General features: G+C 69.7%; 9 protein-coding genes and 1 pseudogene. 3 read left to right on the top strand and 7 right to left on the bottom strand.

Going from position 1 to position 16,676, the window contains the following annotated elements:
* Positions 1-9 precede the first annotated feature (9 nt).
* The 5 genes and pseudogenes from OHB04_RS10590 to OHB04_RS10570 all read right to left on the bottom strand — a co-directional run bounded on the left by OHB04_RS10590 (position 10) and on the right by OHB04_RS10570 (position 5,700).
* The gene (locus OHB04_RS10590) at positions 10-540 is read right to left on the bottom strand and encodes an EF-hand domain-containing protein (protein WP_326687415.1); all 531 of its coding nucleotides are present in this window, start codon (positions 538-540) and stop codon (positions 10-12) included.
* Between the two features lie 443 nt (positions 541-983).
* Positions 984-2,513 carry a helix-turn-helix domain-containing protein gene (locus tag OHB04_RS10585; RefSeq protein ID WP_326687414.1) on the bottom strand — a complete coding sequence of 510 codons (1,530 nt, stop codon included), beginning with the start codon at positions 2,511-2,513 and terminating at the stop codon, positions 984-986.
* A gap of 109 nt (positions 2,514-2,622) precedes the next feature.
* Positions 2,623-3,366 (bottom strand): annotated as a pseudogene (locus OHB04_RS10580) (MFS transporter); the annotation flags it as partial.
* Positions 3,367-3,441: 75 nt separating this feature from the next.
* A complete protein-coding gene (locus OHB04_RS10575; protein WP_326692669.1) occupies positions 3,442-4,740 on the bottom strand; it encodes an APC family permease in 1,299 nt (432 codons plus the stop codon).
* 228 nt (positions 4,741-4,968) lie between these two features.
* On the bottom strand, positions 4,969-5,700 hold the full coding sequence (locus OHB04_RS10570) for a TSUP family transporter (protein ID WP_405805930.1): 732 nt from the start codon (positions 5,698-5,700) through the stop codon (positions 4,969-4,971).
* A gap of 408 nt (positions 5,701-6,108) precedes the next feature.
* Here OHB04_RS10570 and acnA point away from each other — a divergent pair, with 408 nt between their 5' ends.
* Positions 6,109-8,829, top strand: coding sequence for an aconitate hydratase AcnA (gene acnA / locus OHB04_RS10565; protein ID WP_326687413.1), 2,721 nt, complete (start codon positions 6,109-6,111; stop codon positions 8,827-8,829).
* A gap of 102 nt (positions 8,830-8,931) precedes the next feature.
* On the opposite strand, the gene OHB04_RS10560 is transcribed toward acnA, so the two are convergent.
* Positions 8,932-10,053, bottom strand: a complete 1,122-nt coding sequence (locus OHB04_RS10560) for a diaminopropionate ammonia-lyase (RefSeq protein WP_326687412.1) — start codon at positions 10,051-10,053, stop codon at positions 8,932-8,934.
* Between the two features lie 98 nt (positions 10,054-10,151).
* On the opposite strand from OHB04_RS10560, the gene OHB04_RS10555 reads away from it, so the two are divergent.
* On the top strand, positions 10,152-11,084 hold the full coding sequence (locus tag OHB04_RS10555) for a LysR family transcriptional regulator (protein ID WP_326687411.1): 933 nt from the start codon (positions 10,152-10,154) through the stop codon (positions 11,082-11,084).
* 37 nt (positions 11,085-11,121) lie between these two features.
* Here OHB04_RS10555 and OHB04_RS10550 read toward each other — a convergent pair whose 3' ends face one another.
* Positions 11,122-14,559, bottom strand: coding sequence for a GH92 family glycosyl hydrolase (locus tag OHB04_RS10550; RefSeq protein WP_326807343.1), 3,438 nt, complete (start codon positions 14,557-14,559; stop codon positions 11,122-11,124).
* 513 nt (positions 14,560-15,072) lie between these two features.
* Between OHB04_RS10550 and ngcE the strand changes: the two genes are divergently transcribed.
* Positions 15,073-16,500, top strand: coding sequence for an N-acetylglucosamine/diacetylchitobiose ABC transporter substrate-binding protein (gene ngcE / locus OHB04_RS10545; RefSeq protein ID WP_326687409.1), 1,428 nt, complete (start codon positions 15,073-15,075; stop codon positions 16,498-16,500).
* Positions 16,501-16,676 lie beyond the last annotated feature (176 nt).

The raw sequence follows: 16,676 nt of genomic DNA, 5'->3' as shown, positions 1-16,676 counted from the left end.
GGGGTTACCTCACAGCGCGCCGAAGAGCAGATGGCTCGCCTTGTCGGCCGGGTCCTCGTTGCGGTAGTACTGCTGGGCTGCGGTCATCAGCTGGTCCTTCGTCAGCTGCCCGCCTTGCTCGGCCAACCGGTCGAAGGCCGCCCCGGCCTCGGCCGTGGGGACACCGATGGCGACGAGGACCGTGACGAAGTCCTTCTTGCCGACCGCACCGTCGTCATCCCGGTCGGCGAGGTGGAATCCGGCCGAGTAGAGCGGGCCGATCAGCGTGTCGAAATTACCGCTCATCTGGTGCAGGGCCAGGCGGAACTCGTCCTTGTCGATTCGGCCGTCGCCGTCGGCGTCGGCGGTCTCCTGCAGAGCCCGCCAATAGTTCATCATCTCGCCGGCGTACTTCTCCCTTTTCGCCGTGCGCTCCTCGTCGAAGTCGGCCAGCACGCGACTGGCCATCAGTTCGAAATCGTCTTCGGCGATCACGCCGTCGTCATTGGCGTCCAGCAGAGAGAAGAGCTTTTCGTACTTCTGATCCAGCAGTGCGCCCACGTGATCCTCCAGTGCCGAAACTGAAACGGATTAGAGAATACTGGGGGCCGATTGGGCGAATCCACCCCTCATACGGCCCTCCTTCGAGTGAAAAACCAATCTCAAGTGGCCGACACATCCCGCCGGTAAGACTCGCTTGCCGCGGTGGTTCTGGGGGGCGAGTGCGACGCCTGGGAGGGCCGAGGCGTGGCCGCCCGAGCGGGTGCCGACCGTGCGCGCGGCCAGGGCCGGAACGCTACCGGCGCCGGAGACCACCACGGAGGGACCCCGTGCGGGCGCACGGAGAAGCGCCGCCATCGACGCGGTCTTCGCGCCGACCGGACGGCCGGGGAGCAGCCTGGTTTCGGCCCAAAGTCCCCGCGAAGTCCCACAGGCGCCGCCACATCCCCTTCGGACCCGCGATCGCGCAGGTCGGACAGGCGGGGGGTGGCGGCGCCCGCCGGTCAGATGTCGCGGAACGTCTCGATCTGCGCGCCGACCTCGTTGAGCCGCTCCGCCAGTTCCTCGTAACCCCGGTTGATGACGTACACGTTCCGCAGCACGGACGTACCCTCCGCCGCCAGCATGGCCAGCAGCACCACCACGGCGGGGCGCAGCGCGGGTGGGCACATCATCTCGGCGGCGCGCCAGCGCGTCGGGCCCTCGACCAGGACGCGGTGGGGGTCGAGCAACTGGAGCCTGCCGCCGAGCCGGTTGAGGTCGGTCAGGTAGATGGCGCGGTTGTCGTAGACCCAGTCGTGGATGAGCGTCTTGCCCTGGGCGACCGCGGCGATGGCGGCGAAGAAGGGGACGTTGTCGATGTTCAGGCCCGGGAACGGCATCGGGTGGATCTTGTCGATGGGCGCCTCCAGCTTGGAGGGCCGTACCGTCACATCCGTCAGCCGGGTGCGCCCGTTGTCGGCCGCGTATTCCGCGCTGCGGTCGAAGTCGAGGCCCATCTCCTCCAGCACGGCCAGCTCGATCTCCATGAACTCCGCCGGCACCCGGCGCACCGTCAGCTCCGACTCGGTGACGATCGCCGCGGCGACCAGGCTCATGGCCTCGACCGGGTCCTCGGAGGGGGAGTAGTCCACGTCCGTGTCGATGACGGGGACGCCGTGCACGGTCAGCGTCGTCGAACCGATGCCCTCCACGCGGACGCCCAACTGCTCCAGGAAGAAGCACAGGTCCTGGACCATGTAGTTGGACGAGGCGTTGCGGATGACGGTCACGCCGTCGTGCCGGGCGGCGGCCAGCAGCGCGTTCTCGGTGACGGTGTCCCCGCGCTCGGTCAGCACGATCGGCCGCTTCGGCGCGACGCCCGCCTCCACCTCGGCGTGGTAGATGCCCTCCGTGGCCGTCACCGCGAGCCCGAAGTGGCGCAGCGCGCTCATGTGCGGCTCGACGGTGCGGGTGCCCAGGTCGCAACCGCCCGCGTAGGGAATGCGGAAGCGGTCCATACGGTGCAGCAGCGGGCCGAGGAACATGATGATGCTCCGCGTGCGCCGCGCCGCCTCCTGGTCGATGGAGTCGAGGTCCAGCTCGGCGGGCGGCACGATCTCCAGGTCGGCACCGCCGTTGATCCAGCGGGTGCGCACCCCCACGGAGGAGAGGACCTCCAGAATGCGGTAGACCTCCTCGATGCGGGCGACCCTGCGCAGCACCGTACGGCCCGAGTTGAGCAGCGAGGCGCACAGCAGCGCCACACACGCGTTCTTGCTCGTCTTGACGTCGATGCTGCCGGAGAGCCGGCGTCCGCCGACGACTCGCAGATGCATCGGGCCCGAATAGCCCAGCGAGACAATCTCGCTGTCGAGGGCCTCGGAGATGCGGGCGATCATCTCAAGGCTGATGTTCTGGTTCCCCCGCTCGATCCTGTTGACCGCGCTCTGGCTGGTGCCGAGCGCCTCCGCGAGTTGCGACTGCGTCCAGCCCCTGTGCTGGCGGGCATCGCGGATCAACTGGCCGATACGGCCGAGGTAGTCATCGGTCATGACGAGGACTCTATCTCAGATGTGAGATACCGGCTCACCGGGGGCCCCGCGCCACGCGGGACCCCTGGGTAACCGCCCGAATGCCGCATCCGGCTTGCGCACCCGCGCTCTATGTGGCCTGCGTGCCCGCGGACTGTGGGGCTTGCGTGCCCGCAGTCTGTGCGGCTTGCGTGCCCGCAGTCTGTGCGGCGGGGGCGGGCTCTTCGGCGCGTCCTGTCCGTCGCAGCGTCAGCGTCGCCACTGCCAGGGCGGCGACGACGATTCCGGCGGCGACGCGGAAGGCGAGTTGGTAGCCGCCGGTGAGCGCGGCGGGGGAGTGCTGTCCGTGCTCCAGCAGCGTGTCCGTTCGGGTGGCGGCCAGGGTGCTGAGGACGGCCAGGCCGAGCGCACTGCCGACCTGCTGCACGGTGTTGAACATCCCCGAGGCCGTCCCGGAGTCCGCGGGTGCCGCGCCCGACATCGCCAGCCCCGCCAGCGCCGGCATCGCCAGCCCGAAACCGGCGCCCAGCGGCAGCATCGCGGGGAAGACGTCGGTCCCGTAGCTTCCGTCCGCCGATACCTGGCCCAGCAGTGCGAGGCCGAGCGCGATCAGCGCCAGTGCGACGAGCAGGACGGGCCGGGCGCCCAGGCGCGCGATCAGGCGCGGCGCCGCGGTCAGCGACAGCGGCCCGATCAGCAGCGGCACGGGGAGGATGCCCAGCCCGGTGCCGACCTGGTCGAAGCCGAGTATCCGCTGCATGTAGAGCACGGCCAGGAACTGGAAGCTGAACATCCCGGCGACCAGCAGTGCGTGGGTGCCCAGCGCTCCGGACACCTCGCGGGGCCGCAGCAGCCTGGGCGGCAGCAGCGGGTCGGCCGGAGGACGTGGCGGACGGCCCGGACGCGGGGTAGCGGGGAGCGGAGCCCGGACCCGCTCCGTTCGCTCCGCTCAGTCCTCGCCGCGCGCCTTGAGTACCAGCTTGTTCACGATCCACAGCCCGATGCCGATGAGCACCAGCACCCCCGCCCGCACATAGACGTCGGCCGAGCGGTCGGCGAGCGGGCTCGCCAGGATCAGCGCGGTGACGGCTCCCAGTACGGGCAGTGCGGTGGGGACGCGGAAGTGCCGGTGCTCCACGGGGTCGCGGCGCAGCACCAGGACGGCGACGTTGACGACGGTGAACACGCACAGCAGCAGGAACGAGGTGGTGTCGCCCAGCCCCTCGATCTCGCCCGTCGCGACCAGGCCCACCGCCAGTACCGTCACGAAGACGATCCCGGTCACCGGGGTGCGGCGCCGGGGCAGGACGCGGCCCATGGCGCGCGGCAGGATCCGCTCGTTGGCCATGCCGTAGCACAGCCGCGAGGCCATCATGATGTTGATGAGCGCGGAGTTGGTGACGGCGAACAGGGCGATGACGGCGAAGAGTTCGTGCGGGAAGTCGATCCCGCCCGCCTTGACCACCTCCAGCAGCGGCCCGCTCGACTTCTCCAGCGTCCCCGGCGCCACCAGCAGCGAGGAGACCAGCGCCACCAGGACGTAGATGGTGCCGGTCACCACGACGCCGACGAAGATGCCACGGGGGAAGGTGCGCTGCGGGTCGATCGTCTCCTCGGCCATGTTGACCGAGTCCTCGAAGCCGACGAACGCGAAGAAGCTGAGCGCCGTCGCCCCCAGCACGCCTGAGATCAGCGCGTATCCGGAGCCGCCCGCGTCCAGGTCACCCAGCCGGGCGGGCTCGCCGTCCCCGGTGGCCACCGCGTAGACGCCGATGGCGAGGATGATCATCAGCCCGGCCACCTCGACGAGCGTCAGCACCACATTGGTCTTGACCGACTCCGAGACCCCGCGCAGGTTCAGCGCCGCCAGCCCCAGCACGAAGGCGATGGCCACCAGGGTGGAGGGCACCGCGCCGTGCGTCAGCTCGTCGAGGTAGTCACCGCTGAAGGCGAGCGCCGCCGCGCTGGCGGAGGACAGCCCCGAACACATCACCATGAACGCGATGATGAAGGTCAAGAACGGCACCTTGAACGCGCGCTGGGCGTAGAGGGCCGCGCCCGCCGCCTTCGGATACTTGCCGACCAGCTCCACGTACGAGGCCGCCGTCAGCAGCGCCACGACGAAGCCGATCGCGAACGGCAGCCACAGCGCGCCGCCGACCTTGCCCGCGACCTTGCCCGTGGTGGCGTAGATGCCGGTGCCCAGGATGTCGCCGATCACAAAGAGGATCAGCAGCTTGGGGCCGATCGCACGCTTGAGCGGGGGCTCTTGGGACTCTGCGGGGTCGGTCGACTCCGCGGGGCCGTTCGGCCGTGCGGGGTCTTTGGGCTCTGCGGGCTCTTCTGGCGGCTCGGCGGCCGTCGGACCGGTAGGAGACACGCGACCACTGTGCACAGCCGGGGCCAAGGGTCCATGGAGGCGCGAGTCTTTCGCCCGCACGTGTCGAACGGCGTCCGGCCGCTCCGGGGCTCGCGGTCACGTTCCCCACAGCCCTTTGCCCATCGTGGTCAGCCCGCCCGCCAGCGCCAGCCACAGCACGAGGAGCCGGGCACGGTGATCCGGGACTCGCGCTGCGAGCGCCTTCCCGGCCAAGGCGCCCACCGTCAGTCCGCCGACGGTCATCAGCCAATCGGCCGCTGTGAGGTGGGGGACGCCGTTGGCCGCGACGGAGAACATGTTGACCACTACCCCGTAGAACAGCGCGTTCGGCACGAACTCGGATGCCGTCCAGCCCGCGTTCACGGCGTAGAGGGAGACGGGCGGGCCGCCCACCCCGGCGGAGGAATTCATGAAGCCGCCCAAGCCCCCCGCCAGCAAGGCGCCGTGCCCCCCTTGAAGAGACGGAACCCGGGCGCCGCTCATCACGAGCAGCACGGCCAGGGTCACCAGGGCGCCCATCCCGGACAGTAAGGCCGCCTCGGGCAGGCGGGCGGCGACCCACGAGCCGGCGGGGACGGTGCAGGCGCACGCGATCACCAAAGGTCCCATCGCGCGCAAGCGCACCCGGCGCCAGCCGTCGGCGAGGCCCACCGCGCTGATGGCCCCGGCGGCGCAGTTGGCCAGCACCACGCCTTCGGCCGGGCCCAGGAGAAGCACCAGCGCGGGGACCGCGACGAGCGCGAATCCCATCCCCGTGAGCCACTGGACAGCCGCCCCCAGGAGGACGATTCCGCTCAGCGCGAGTTCGGGTGCCCAGCTGTCCACCACCGACGGCTCCTCATGGATGTGCCGTACAACCGACCCGGACAGCCTTCACCCGGCCGGGGCGAAAGATCTATGGGTTCGGCGGATCCGGAGTCGAGTTGCCGTGCGGAATGCCGCTTGCCGCAGGTCCTGTCGCGGGCAACCGCGGCACCGCCCGTCCCCTCGGGAACCGGGACGACAGTGGGCGTCCCGGCGCCCGGGCGTCCTCGCCACGCGACGGGCCAGGGGGCAGCGCATGACCGTCAGACGGTCGTGTACTAGAGTTATCTCGACATCGAGATAACTGGCGACGGCATACGTCGCGGTCGCTGTCGCAGGGCGAGCAGGGTTGGTAAGGCTTACCTAACTTCGTGTTCCGCTCACCATAGCGCACCGGCGGCCGATGCACTCAAGGCACTGAAGGAGACTGTCGTGTCGGCGAACAGCTTCGACGCCCGCAGCACGCTGCAGGTGGGCGACGAGTCGTACGAAATCTTCAAGCTGGACAAAGTAGAGGGTTCCGCCCGCCTGCCGTACAGCCTGAAGGTCCTGCTGGAGAACCTGCTCCGCACCGAAGACGGCGCGAACATCACCGCCGACCACATCAGGACGCTCGGCGACTGGGACCCCAAGGCCCAGCCCAGCCACGAGATCCAGTTCACGCCCGCCCGCGTGATCATGCAGGACTTCACCGGTGTGCCGTGCGTCGTCGACCTCGCCACCATGCGTGAGGCCGTCAAGGAGCTGGGCGGCGACCCCGCGAAGATCAACCCGCTGGCCCCGGCCGAGCTGGTCATCGACCACTCCGTCATCGCCGACCGCTTCGGCACCCCGGAGGCCTTCTCCCAGAACGTCGAGCTGGAGTACGGCCGCAACCGCGAGCGCTACCAGTTCCTGCGCTGGGGCCAGACCGCCTTCGACGAGTTCAAGGTCGTCCCGCCCGGCACCGGCATCGTCCACCAGGTCAACATCGAGCACCTTGCCCGCACCGTCATGGTGCGAGGCGGCCAGGCGTACCCCGACACCCTGGTGGGCACCGACTCGCACACCACCATGGTCAACGGCCTCGGCGTACTCGGCTGGGGCGTCGGCGGCATCGAGGCCGAGGCCGCGATGCTGGGCCAGCCCGTCTCCATGCTGATCCCGCGCGTCGTCGGCTTCAAGCTCACCGGCGAGCTGCCCACCGGCACCACCGCCACCGACCTGGTGCTCACCATCACCGAGATGCTGCGCAAGCACGGTGTGGTCGGCAAGTTCGTGGAGTTCTACGGCGAGGGCGTCGGCGCCGTGCCGCTGGCCAACCGCGCCACGATCGGTAACATGTCGCCGGAGTTCGGCTCCACCGCGGCGATCTTCCCGATCGACCAGGAGACCCTCAACTACCTGAAGCTGACCGGCCGCAGCGAGGACCAGCTCGCGCTGGTCGAGGCGTACGCCAAGGCGCAGGGCATGTGGCACGACCCCGCCCACGAGCCCGAGTACAGCGAGTACCTGGAGCTGGACCTGGGCCTGGTCGTCCCCTCCATCGCCGGCCCCAAGCGCCCGCAGGACCGCATCGCGCTCGCGGACGCCAAGCAGAAGTTCGGCCAGGACGTCGTCAACTACGTCTCCGAGGCCGACACCGACGAGGCGGGCAAGGAGTCCTTCCCGGCCTCCGACGCCCCGGCCGTCTCCAACGGCGTGCCCACCAAGCCGGTCCAGGTGACGGGCCCCGACGGCAACACGTACGAGATCGACCACGGCGCCGTCGCCGTCGCGGCGATCACCTCGTGCACCAACACCTCCAACCCGTACGTCATGGTCGGCGCCGCGCTCGTCGCCAAGAAGGCGGTGGAGAAGGGCCTCACCCGCAAGCCCTGGGTCAAGACCACCCTGGCCCCCGGCTCCCAGGTCGTCATGGACTACTACGACCGCGCGGGCCTGACGCCCTACCTGGACAAGCTCGGCTTCAACCTCGTCGGCTACGGCTGCACCACCTGCATCGGCAACTCGGGCCCGCTGCCCGAGGAGGTCTCCCAGGCGGTCAACGACAACGACCTCGCCGTCGCCGCCGTCCTGTCCGGCAACCGCAACTTCGAGGGCCGGATCAACCCCGACGTCAAGATGAACTACCTGGCGTCCCCGCCGCTGGTCGTCGCCTACGCGATCGCCGGCTCCATGAAGGTGGACATCACCACCGAGGCGCTCGGCATCGACCAGGAGGGCAACCCGGTCTACCTGGAGGACCTGTGGCCCTCCGAGCAGGAGATCGAGGAGGTCGTCGCCTCCGCCATCGGCCAGGAGATGTTCACCAAGGACTACGCCGACGTCTTCGCCGGCGACGCCCAGTGGCAGGCCCTGCCGATCCCGACCGGCAACACCTTCGAGTGGGACGCGGGGTCCACCTACGTCCGCAAGCCCCCGTACTTCGACGGCATGGGCATGGACCCGGCGCCGGTCACCGACATCTCCGGCGCCCGCGTGCTCGCCAAGCTGGGCGACTCGGTCACCACCGACCACATCTCCCCGGCCGGTGCCATCAAGGCCGACACCCCGGCGGGCAAGTACCTCACCTCGCACGGTGTCGAGCGCCGCGACTTCAACTCCTACGGCTCGCGCCGCGGCAACCACGAGGTCATGATCCGCGGCACCTTCGCCAACATCCGGCTGCGCAACCAGATCGCACCCGGCACCGAGGGCGGCTTCACGCGTGACTTCACGCAGGAGGGCGGCCCGGTCTCCTTCATCTACGACGCCTCGCAGAACTACCAGGCGCAGGGCACCCCGCTGGTCATCCTCGCGGGCAAGGAGTACGGCTCCGGCTCCTCCCGCGACTGGGCGGCCAAGGGCACCGCGCTGCTGGGCGTGCGCGCCGTCATCGCCGAGTCCTACGAGCGCATCCACCGATCGAACCTCATCGGCATGGGCGTCCTCCCGCTCCAGTTCCCCGAGGGCGCCTCGGCGGAGGAGCTGGGCCTGAGCGGCGAGGAGACCTTCGCCATCTCGGGCGTCACCGCGCTGAACGACGGTGGCATCCCCGGGACCGTCAAGGTGACGACGGACAGTGGCGTCGAGTTCGACGCCAAGGTCCGCATCGACACCCCCGGCGAGGCCGACTACTACCGCAACGGCGGCATCCTCCAGTACGTCCTCCGCTCCCTGATCCGCGCCTGACGCCTGGCGGCGCCACCGCAACCCGCACACCGACGGGCCGCACCCCTGGGAAAGGGGTGCGGCCCGTCGCGCTGTGCGGAGCCGGCCAGGGCTTGGCGAGGGTCATGACCGGGGATCCAGGAAGCGCGGGTTGGCGGCGTTGCCTTCGGTGCTCAGCAGGACGACGGTCGATTCCGGGCCGAGGTCCAGCGCGGCGCGGCGGGTGCCGGCGTCGGGGCCGGTGAGGGCGGCGCGGATACCGGCGAGCGAGGCGGCGCCGCAGGGGCCCGCGGGAACGCCGAGGGCGCCCAGGTCACGGGCCGCGGTACGGCTTTCGGCGTCGGTGACGGTCACGGCCGCGTCCAGGCCGTCGCGCAGGTGGGGCCAGGCGAGGTGCGACGGGATCCCGCAGTTCAGCCCCGCCATGGCCGTCTCGCCGGTGGTGACGCTGACCGCCTCCCGGCGGTGGAGGCTCTCCAGGACGCAGGGCGCCGCCTCGGGCTCGACGGACAGCAGGGCGGCGGGTGGCCCGTCGGCTGGGCGGCTGCGGTAGTGGGTGACGGCGGCCTGGGCCAGCGATCCCACCCCGACGGGTACGGCCAGGAGGCCGGGCGAGGCGGCGCCGGTGGCGGCGAGCTGGGCGTCGATCTCGGTGAAGAGCGTGGAGTAGCCCTCAACGATCCAGCCGGGAATCCGCTCGTAGCCCGGCCGGCCCGCGTCCTGGACGAGGACCGCGTCCGGCGCGGTGACCGCCTCGGCGGCAGCCCGTACCGCGTCGTCGTAGGGCCCGTCGACGACGGTGACCCGCGCTCCTTCGGCGGCGATGGCGGAGACGGCGGCCGGGTGGAGCCCGCGGGGAACGAAGACGTGGGCCCGCTGCCCGAACAGGCGGGCCATCCGGGCCAGCGCCCTGCCGTGGTTGCCGTCCGTGGCCGTGACCAGCGTCAGCGGGCCGGCCCCGCGCCCGCCGTCGGCGCGCTCGGCGAGGATGCGGTGCACCGCCCAGGAGGTGCCCAGCGCCTTGAAGGCAGGCAGCCCCAGCCGGGCCGACTCGTCCTTGGCCAAGACCCGTCCGACCCCCAACTCCTCGGCCAACCGGGGGAGTTCGGCCAGCGGGGTGGGGGAGTAGGCGGGCAGGCCGGAGTGGAACGCCTGAACCTCGCCGGAGGCCGGCGCGCAGGTCCAGTTCCGCGCGGCGGGGTGTGCGTACCAGGTCAGCGAGCGGGAGGTGCTTGTCTCGGTCATGGGACAAGCTTGTGATCACCACTCCCCATCGGTCCAGCAAAGCTTTTCGGTCTATACTCATCAGAAAATCTGAACTATCGCTTGCGAGGAGATGCCGGATGTTCGACCTCCACCGGCTGCGGTTGCTGCGCGAGCTGAAGCTCCGCGGCACCCTCGCGGCCGTAGCCACGGCCTTGGCCTACAGCCCCTCCTCCGTCTCCCAGCAGCTGTCCCAGCTGGAGCGGGAGGTGGGGGTGAAGCTGCTGGAGCCCGTGGGCCGGCGCGTCCGGCTCACCGCGCAGGCGGAGATCCTCGTCGGGCATGTGGAGGCCGTGCTGGAGCGGCTGGAGCGGGCCGAGGCGGAACTCGCGCTCTCCCTCACCGAGGTCTCCGGCACGCTGCGCGTCGCCTCCTTCCAGACGGCGGCCCTCGCACTGCTGCCCCCCGCGCTGACCACCGTCCGGGACACTCTTCCGCGGCTGCGGGTGCATGTCACCCAGGCGGAGCCGGAGGAGGCCCTCCCGGCGCTGCTCACCCACGACTTCGACATGGTCCTGTCCGAGGAGTACCCCGGAAGCCCCATCCCGCGCCCCGCCGAACTGGAGCAGGAAGAGCTCTGCGACGACCCCCTGCGGCTGGCCCACCCCGCCCTTTCGCCCTCGGACAGCCCCCAGGAGGCGTTGCGTTCGCTGGCGGACCGGCCCTGGGTGATGGAACCCGAGGGCACGCCGGCCCGGCACCGGGCGACGACGCTGTGCCGGGACGCGGGGTTCGAGCCCGACGTGCGCTTCGAGTCCAGCGATCTGCTGCTGCACCTGCGGCTCGCGGAGCGGGGCCACGCCGCCGCGATGCTGCCGGACCTGCTGTGGCACGGCTTCCCGCCGACCCTGCCGCTGCACGACCTGCCGTACGGCCAGCACCACCGCAAGCTGATCATCGCGGTGCGCCGTGGCGGCAGCCGCCACCCGGCCGTGGCGGCCTTCCGCCAAGCGCTCCAGGAGGCCGTCTCGGGGCGGACCCCCGGCACGAACGGCGCCCCGCCCCCGGGCTGATCCGGGGACGGGGCGCCGTCGTAGGGAGGGGCGGGGGTCAGGGTCTGGCGAGGAGTTCCACCTCCGCGAGCCGTGCGCCTTCCTTGTCGGGGGTGAGGCGGTACCGCTCGTAGCGGCCGGGACGGTCGATCTCGAAGACGCGGGTCTGCTTGTCCCAGCGGAAGGTCTCTCCCGCCCGCCGGTCGACCGTGCGCCAGCTCTCACCGTCGTGGGAGCCCTCCAGTTTCCAGCCGCCGGGGGCCTTGGTGCGGTCGTCGGAGGTGAGCGTGTAGGAGGTGGCCTCGGCGCCCTTCCGAACGGTCAGCGGGGCCGGGGTCAACTCCGCTGCGGTGCCGGAGGTGTTGTCCAGCAGCGGGGAGCCGTCCGGCTCGGTGACGTCGCGCTGGGGCGAGGGCGCCGCGTCGCCCCGGGTGATCGAGGTGGGCCCCGCCTTCTTCCCGCTGCCCCACTTCGAGGGCTTCGGCCCCATGTCGAACTCCAGCGTGCCGCCCTTGGCGAGGAGCTTGTGGGGGAGCGCGGTGGAGGTCCACGTCTTGCCGTTGACCTTCAGCCCCTGGACGTAGACGTTCTTGGCGCTGTTGCGCGGCGCCTTGATCACCAGGTCGCGGCCCCCCTCCAGACGCACCGTCGCCTTGGTGAACAGGGGCGAGCCGACGGCGTATTCGGGCGAGCCCATGACCAGGGGGTAGAAGCCGAGCGAGCTGAAGACGTACCAGGCGGACATCTCCCCGTTGTCCTCGTCGCCGGGGTAGCCCTGGCCGATCTCGCTGCCGGTGTAGAGCCGGGAGAGGACCTCGCGGACCTTCTCCTGGGTCTTCCAGGGCTGCCCTGCCGCGTCGTAGGTGTAGGCGATGTGGTGGGAGGGCTGGTTGCTGTGCCCGTACATGCCCATGCGCACGTCGCGCGCCTCGGTCATCTCGTGGATGACGTTGCCGTAGCTGCCCGCGTACTTCTTCTCCGCTGTCTCCGGGGTGGCGAAGTAGCTGTCCAGCTTCTTGGCCAGCCCGGCGCGCCCGCCGTAGAGGTTGGCCAGGCCGCGGGTGTCCTGCGGTGCGGTGAAGGCGAAGTTCCAGCCGTTGGTCTCGGTGTAGTCGTGGCCCCACACGCGCGGATCGTAGGCGTCGGGGTTCAGCCGCCAGGTGCCGTTCTCGTTGCGGCCCTGGAAGAAGCCGATCTTCTTGTCGTAGAGGTGTACGTAGTTCTGGGCGCGCTCGAGGAAGTAGTCGGACTCCTCCTTGTAGCGCCGCTCACCGGTCTTCTTGTAGAGCGCCTCGCCCATGCGGGCGATGCCGAAGTCGTTGAGATAGCCCTCCAGCGCCCAGGACATGCCCTCCTTGGTCTGCGTGCTGGTGTAGCCCAGGAAGGGGGAGGTGCTCATGCCCTTGCGGCCGACGCCGGAGGAGGGCGGGGCGACGGTGGCGTTCTTGAGCGCCGCGTCGTACGCGGACTTGGTGTCGAAGTCCACGCCCTTGGCGTACGCGTCGGCGAAGGCCACGTCCGAGGAGGTGCCCGTCATCAGGTCCGCGTAGCCGGGCGAGGACCAGCGGGAGATCCAGCCGCCGTCCTTGTACTGCTGGACGAAGCCGTCGACCATCTTCCCGGCCCGCTTGGGGCTGAGGAAGGAGTAGGCGGGCCAGGTGGTGCGGTAGGTGTCCCAGAAGCCGTTGTTGACGTAGACCTCGCCGTCGACGATCTTCGAGCCGGTCTCGGTGGGGGTGTCCGGTTTCTCCGCCGGGGAGAAGGGGCTGGCGTAGCGCGTCTTCCCGGCGACCTTCTCGTGCCCGGAGTTGGGGTAGAGGTAGAGCCGGTAGAGGTTGGAGTAGAGCGTGGTGAGCTGGTCGGGGGTGGCGCCCTCGACCTCGATGACGTCCAGCAGGTCGTCCCACTGGGCCCGCGCCTTGTCCTTGACCTGGTCGAACGAGCGGCCGGCGGGGATCTCGCCGCCCAGGTTCGCCTTGGCCTGGCCGACGCTGAGGAGCGAGGTGGCGATGCGCATGGAGACGGTGCGGTCGGCGCCCGCGTCGAAGCGCAGATAGCCGGTCGCGTCCTTGCCGCCGCCGCCTTCGAGCTTGCCGCCGCCGGTGGTGGGCGCGTCGAACTCGGCGTAGACGAACATCCGGGTGGCGCCTGTCGACCCTCCGCTCTTGACGTCCGAGTAGCCGCTGACGATGCCCCGCTTCTCATCCAGGGTGAGGCCCGCGTTGTCGTCGACGTTGTCGAAGATCACGCTGGCGTCGTTCTTGGGGAAGGTGAAGCGCATCATCGCCGCGTGGTCGGTCGGCGCGATCTCGGTGCGCAGCCCGTTCTCGAAGGTCACCCCGTAGTGGTGCGGCCTGGCCGTCTCCTTCGAGTGACGGAAGGGCAGGGCGCGGGCCGTGCGGGAGGGGTCCGGGGTGCCTTCGGCGGCCGACGGCATGACCTGGAAGGTCTGCCGGTCGCCCATCCAGGGGCTGGGCTCGTGGCTGGCGCTGAACGCCTGGAGGGTGGGGAGGTTTGGCGGGTTGTCGTCGGTATTCTTGCGCGCGTACTCGTACAGCCAGTCCTTGGAGCCCGCGTTGGTCACCGGCGTCCAGAAGTTGAAGCCGTGCGGGACGGCGGTGGCGGGGAAGTTGTTCCCCCGGGAGAACTCGCCGCTGGAGTTGGTGCCGCGATTGGTGACGACGTGGTCGGCCAGGTGCGCCTTGGGGGCCTCGGGGCGCTGAGGCGCGACCTCGACGTCGTCGATCCAGCCGCTGAAGGGGCGCGGGCCATCGGCGGAGCCCTTGGGCGCGTCGTAGCCGACCAGGACGCGGTCGACGGTCCTGCCCTCGGCGACCTCGCCGATCCGCGACTCGCGGTTGTTCCACTGGTTGACGTGCAGCGTCTTGCCCTCGCCCTGGCCGCGCGGGCTCAGCCGCACACCGTGCTGGTCGGTGGCGCGCAGGTCGCTCAGATAGGTGCCGTCGGTGAAGACGAGGTCGACGGCGGCGTGGGTCGCCGAGTAGGAGCGGTCCTCGCCGCTCATCTCCGGGAAGATCCGGTAGGAGAGCACGGTGTCGCGGACGACGGGCAGGTCGACGTCGAAGACCTTGTTGTACGCGTAGCCGCGGCCCGGCGCCGTGTGGCTGCCCGCGTAGCGCAGCGCGTGCTTGCCGGTGAAGCCCGCGCCGGTCTTGGCGGTGGGGGAGGAGGCGGGCCCGTCGCCCGGACGGGTCGTCATGCCGGGTGCGCCGGGGGCGTCTTGGGGGGTGACGCCATCGGCGCGGGGCTTGCCGTCTGGGCCGGTCTCGACGGTGTCGAGCCAGTCGGGCGGCGGATCGTCCGCCTCGAAGGAGGAGGCGAAGTCCCCGGCCTTCGGGCCGGTCCCCGGGTCCGGGGCGCCGGTGGCGGTGGACTGTGCCGCCGTGGCGGCCAGGAGGGCCAGGATCACGACGACGGCGGGGCGTCTGGCGCCCCGCCGCAACGGTCTGAAGCGGGACAGATCTCTGCGTGGCACGCGGACCCCTCAGCAGGCAGACAACGTTGTCAGCGTGTGAATTACAGAGCTCAGTAATGTACCTGGGCTCATTGGTGTCAAGGGTGCGGAAGAGGTGTGAAGCCGCAGAGGTCTCAACTCGGGAAAGATGGCGGGTGGAAACGCTTTCGATCTTGCCCCGTTGGCGAGGAGTGGACTATACCTGTCCGCACCTCGAACGGTAACCGCGCGCGCGGGGCCGTTTCACTGGCGCACCACCCGTACGGCCTGCACGACCTAGTGCCCCTCCCGGCAAGCTTTGCCCTGTCGCGCCGCCCAGCACGCTCGCCGCGTTGGTCAAAAGCCCTGGTAGCTCCGCTACAAGGACTTCCGGCCGCCTTGCGATCGCACGCACCGGACGACGCTCCTTCCGGGCGAACATTGCCGGTCACGGCACTAGCTTCAACTGACCCGCGGTGTCGGGCCCTTCGCCAGTGGCGAGTTGACGGGAGACCGGTACACCGCCTGAGTCCTGGAGAAGGCGAGGACTTGAGCATGGGATCCACCAGCGTCAACCGTCGTGATGTGATGAAGAAGGCCACCGCGGCCGGTCTTTTCGCGGTACCCGCGATCGGCGCACTCACCTCCTGCGCCAGCAGCGGCGGGGACGACGACAAGGCCGAAAAGGGCAAGAAAACGAAGAAGAATCCGCTGGCGGTGAAAGAGGACGCGGCCCTTCAGGTTTATATCTTCAAGGGCGGCTACAAGGACAAGTACGCGCAGTTCGTCACCGACATGTACGAGAAGCGCTATCCCAAGGCCAAGCCGAACCAGAAGGCCACCGAGAAGATTTCCACCCTGGTGCGCCCGCGCATCGTCAAGGGTGACCCGCCGGACGTCGTCAACAACTCGGGCGACGACAACATGGACATCGGCAAGCTGGTGAAGAACAAGCAGGTCGCCGACCTCACCGAGCTGCTGGACGCCCCCTCCTGGGACGACCCCTCCATCACCGTCCGCGACACCCTGATCCCCGGCATGGAGGACATGGGCCGGTTCGGCACCGACGGCTGCTACCAGCTCAACATCTCCACGACGGTCTACGGCAACTGGTACTCCGCCAAGATGCTGGAGGAGACGCTGGAGACCGAATATCCGAAGACCTGGGACGAGATGCTCGCCCTGTGCAAGAAGGCGAAGTCGAAGGGCCTCCACGGCTGGGCGTACCCCGGCGGCCACCCCCGCTACATGTTCTTCACCATGTTCGCCATGTTCGCCCAGGTAGGCGGGCGCAAGGCCATCGAGGCGATGGACAACCTGGAGCCGAACGCCTGGAAGAGCGACGCGGTGAAGTCCGTCTTCGAGGCGTGGGAGGAAGTGGTCGCCAAGAAGTACGTCCTGGGCGGCTTCGACAGCCAGCAGGGCCACGTCGAGATGCAGACCGCCTGGACGAAGGGCAAGTGCGTCTTCGTACCCGACGGCTCCTGGGTGGAGAACGAGGCCAAGGACACCACGCCCAAGGGCTTCCGCATGACTGTCGGTGCGACGCCCTCGCTCGACAAGGGCGACGCCATGCCCTTCGGCACGCTCTTCTCCCCGCCCGGTGAGCCGTTCGTGGTCCCCGCCAAGGCCAAGAACCTCCAGGGGGGCTTGGAGTGGCTGCGGATGTTCTACAGCAAGGAGTCGACCCGCAACTTCTTCAAGGAGGTCTCCGCGATTCCCGCCGTCAGGGGCGCGATCGACGGAATGGACCTGCCGCCGGGCGTCGCAAGCTCGCAGAAAGCCCTCAAGGCCGCCGGGAAGAACATTGTTATCGCGTTCTTCAAGGAGTGGTACCCCGAGCTGTTCGAGCAGGACTTCAACGGGGCCATGCGCACGTTCATGACCGGTGAGGCGTCCGCCAAGGACGCCATGAACGCCATGCAGAAGGGCGCGGACCGGGTCGCCAAGGACCCCGACATCCAGAAGATCAAGAAGTCCTGAGACACGGGAACGATCAGCCACACGGAATGATCGGCGCGGGCGGAATCGGAGCGGTGTGAAGACTCAAGTGCCGGCGGGGGAATCTCCGTCCAAGAAAAAGGGCGGCGCCCCCCGGAAGAGGAACCCGCTGGTGCAGTGGGTTCTGTTGATCGTCTCGGTTCTCATACCGCCCCGGT

This window comes from Streptomyces sp. NBC_01775 (genome assembly GCF_035917675.1).
In the GTDB taxonomy this organism is placed as follows: Bacteria; Actinomycetota; Actinomycetes; order Streptomycetales; family Streptomycetaceae; genus Streptomyces.
The sequence above is the reverse complement of the archived record's forward strand: the minus strand, read 5'-3'. Positions and strand labels throughout refer to the sequence as shown.

What these genes read in the sequence shown, in the direction of transcription:
- ngcE (WP_326687409.1), top strand. Translation starts at nt 15,073, where the DNA reads ATGGGATCCACCAGCGTCAACCGTCGTGATGTGATGAAGAAGGCCACC.
- OHB04_RS10555 (WP_326687411.1), top strand. Translation starts at nt 10,152, where the DNA reads ATGTTCGACCTCCACCGGCTGCGGTTGCTGCGCGAGCTGAAGCTCCGC.
- OHB04_RS10560 (WP_326687412.1), bottom strand. Translation starts at nt 10,053, where the DNA reads ATGACCGAGACAAGCACCTCCCGCTCGCTGACCTGGTACGCACACCCC.
- OHB04_RS10585 (WP_326687414.1), bottom strand. Translation starts at nt 2,513, where the DNA reads ATGACCGATGACTACCTCGGCCGTATCGGCCAGTTGATCCGCGATGCC.